General features: G+C 66.4%; 2 protein-coding genes and 1 pseudogene. All 3 read right to left on the bottom strand.

Annotation, left to right across the window (positions count from 1 at the left end; translation table 11 throughout):
* Window positions 1-99: 99 nt before the first annotated feature.
* Window positions 100-1,533, bottom strand: coding sequence for a hypothetical protein (locus tag GVY64_RS36635; protein WP_159851246.1), 1,434 nt, complete (start codon window positions 1,531-1,533; stop codon window positions 100-102).
* A gap of 266 nt (window positions 1,534-1,799) precedes the next feature.
* Complete coding sequence (locus GVY64_RS36640; RefSeq protein ID WP_159851248.1) at window positions 1,800-2,126, bottom strand: helix-turn-helix domain-containing protein; 327 nt, start codon at window positions 2,124-2,126, stop codon at window positions 1,800-1,802.
* Window positions 2,123-3,144: pseudogene (locus GVY64_RS36645) on the bottom strand (tyrosine-type recombinase/integrase). Before GVY64_RS36645 ends, GVY64_RS36640 begins: the two are co-directional and overlap by 4 nt.
* Between the last annotated feature and the right edge of the window lie 152 nt (window positions 3,145-3,296).

The raw sequence follows: 3,296 nt of genomic DNA on the forward strand, positions 1-3,296 counted from the left end.
GTCGGTTTCGGGTCCGACTCCAGATACAGCCGGACCGCTCGTGCCTTCAGCTCGTCCGGGTATTTCTTCGGTGCTGCCACGCGGGGCTCCTTCCCGGTCCTATCGGACCATGCTCAAAGCCCTCCAACAATGCGGGGGAACCTCAGGGTGTGTGTCGAACAGCAGGCAGGCGCCTGTCTCGTCGCGGGTGAACCGGTCGGTGGTGAGTTCGACGATGGCGGCCAGCGGCATCCCGTAGAGCCGGATCAGGGATCCGGCGACGCGGACCTCGAGCGGCAGGGTGTCGTCAGTCAGGCAGCGGCGCAGTTGCTGCTGGTGGGTGTCGAGGTCGTGGAAGTGTTGCGGCGATCCTTGTTGGCTGGGGGCGATTTCGATGTCGGGGATGATGCGGCGGGCCGACAGCCAGCGCAAGAATGCCACCACGGGACGGTTTTTGTTGCGGTGGGTGTCGAACCAGGCATCGACATGATGTTGGGTGAGCTCGCCCAGCGGCGTGTGGTTGGTGTCGAGCCAGTTCAGGAACGCGATCGCCGTGTTGATCTGAGCACGGTCTCGGCGCGCCGCTCCTTCGCGATAAACGCCTCGGGCGGCGGTGCGACGTGCTTCGCGGATTATGTGCCATTCGGCGAAGGGCCGCACGAGGCGCTGTTGCGATGCGGGCAGGGCGGTGATGATGCGTTCTGCCCATATTTGTAGTTGCGCCAGGTCCTCGTTGCGGCGGTCGAGAATCTCTGCCGAGACAAGGATTTCGCGGATGTGGCGGCTGGCGTGCCCTTGCGGAAGGGCGTCGAGCGCCTCGTGGGTGAGGTCGGTTTTCTCCGCCAGGAGCTGGGTCAGCAGTTGGCAGGACTGGCTCACACGCAGCCAGGTCAACAGCGACCCGGGGTTGGCGACGCGCAGCGCGTCGGCCAACGGCCGCAGCGGCGCAGCGACGGCGCTGTCCTCGCCGCGCAACAGTTCGTCGAGGCGACTGGTGGCCACGCAGCGCACGCACCGGCCTCCGGAGCGGATCGCGCCTCGAGCGCCGCAACCACGGCAGGTGAAGTCCAAGTGCTCGACGCCGACGCAACGGCCGCAGACCGGGCCGCCGTCGGCGACGGCGACCAGCACGCTGGGGACGCCGCAGTGGGTGCACGGCTTCGGATTGTTGGTGCGCTGGTCATAGCAGCGGTGACACACCGTGCCCACGGGCCATCGCGCCGCGGCAGGTTTCGTCTCACCACACAGGTCACACAACCGGTCCAGCGGCCAGCAGCGGATGCAGTGGAACGGGCCGCCACGCAGCTTGCCGCCCGGGCGGCGGCGCCCGCAGACCACGCAGTCACCGACATTGCGGTAACAGCCCTGGCAGACCGCCGGACGTTCGGCCGTGGCGCGGGCATGCACCGGCCGCAACCGGCCGCACACCCCGCACGGCGCATTTGGACGCGACTGCTCGCGATGTACGCACCAGGCGCAAGACCGGCCTTCAGGGGTCTTCTTGATCAGTTCGATCCTGGTCTTGCCGCAGCGCGCGCACCCGATCAGCAGCACCTTCTCGCCGAGACCGGCGGCGTGGATGCGCCGCAGCAACCGCGGCAGCGACGGCGGACACTTCGGCGATCCGGAACTGAACGCCTCCGGATGCGCTCGCAGATGCGCGTCCAGCGCGACCGCCGAGCTCCCCAGCCATGCGCCGGCCTGTTCCAACAGCTGCTGGGCACCGGCTGCGGTGACCGCGTCACCGAGGGCGTTCTGGACGAACGCCACCAGCCGCGCCCGGGCAGGCGCGAGCTTGCCCGGGTCGTCTTTTCGGCGGGTCATTGCTGTCCCGGTCGGCGGATGACGCTGCGGCGCGTGGTGACCGGGGCGCGAGCGCGCGTGCCGTCGGCAGTTTTGCGGACCTGCTGATTGACAACCTGTGGTTCGATCAGGTCGTTCGGGGTGCAGCCGAGGATGTCGCAGAGGGCGACGAGGGTGTCCATACTCAGCCGTTGCGGCGGCTGAGTCACCAGCCGATACACCTGCTCGCGGGACAGCACGATGCCGCGTTCTGCCAGCAGCGGCATCAGATCCGAGGTCTGGAACATCTGCTGATCGGCCATGAGATCCCGCAGCCGCCACCGATAACCCATCTTCTTGATCACGGCTTCACATCCCACAGCTCGCCGAGCCGGTTCTTCAACGACTTCGCCAACACCGTGTTGCGGAACTCATCGGACACACGGATGTGATCGCGGTCGTCGCCGCATGCGAGTGACCCACCTGTTCCTGGACGAACTTCGCCGGATACCCGAACTCGGTCAGATGGGTGACGAACGAATGCCGCAAGCAATGCACATCCAACTTCTCGTCCAAACCGGCGTCCTGCTTGACGGCGACGAACGCGTCGTTGATCGAGCGCGCCCTCAACCGGCCCAGCCGCTCGGTCACCCACAACGCCGGATGCCGACCCGGCCCGAACCGAGGCCGCACCTGGGTGATCCAGTCTTCGAGCACCTCGGTGACCCAGTCCATCTCCGGCACCAGCAGCACCGACCGCCGCTTCGGCGCCGACCCCTTGCTCGACTTCCCGAAACGGACCATGACCGATCCGCATCTGCCCAACTCCGGCAGCTTCGGATTCCCGCGCAAATCGACCAGATCCAGCTGCGCGGCCTCGCTCCGGCGCAGTCCATACGCATAGATCGTTTTCAGCACCGCCGCACCCCGCACCGCGCTCAACCCACCTTTCACACCCCGGCCCACGATCCGGCCCGGACGGGCGTCCGCGGCATCGAACAAGACCTGGACCTCGTCATAGGTCAACGGCCGCCGCCGCGGATCTCCTTCGTGATCCACCTTGTGCGCAATCGAATTGCCCTCATGAAAAATCAGCTGCGGCGTCTGCCCGAACCGCTCCTCACACACCTGCGCCCACCCATACCGTGCATCGAGCAGGAACTCCAGGAACAGGCTGATCGCCACCTCATACCCGCGGGCGGTGGACACCTCGATCGGGCGAGCACGCAGGTGATCGATGAACTCCTCACCCTCAGCCGGTGTCCACTGCCACGGATACAACCCACTGAACCGCTCCAGCCGCCTGATCAGCTGCACCCTCGCAGTGATCGTCGTCACCCGCAGAAACCGCGCCGACATGTGACGACGCCACCCCTCCAGCATCGCCTCGAACACCGCCGGAGCCGGGTTTAGAGCTCCTAACAGGTTCTGTAGAGTGGCGGTGATTCTCGTTGCGGTGCAGTATGTTTCGTCGTGGCGGCCCCGTGGATCGTGGACGACGAGTTGTGGACAGTGATCGAACCGCTACTGCCGGT

The organism is Nocardia sp. CY41 (genome assembly GCF_009829325.1).
Classification (GTDB): Bacteria; Actinomycetota; Actinomycetes; order Mycobacteriales; family Mycobacteriaceae; genus Nocardia.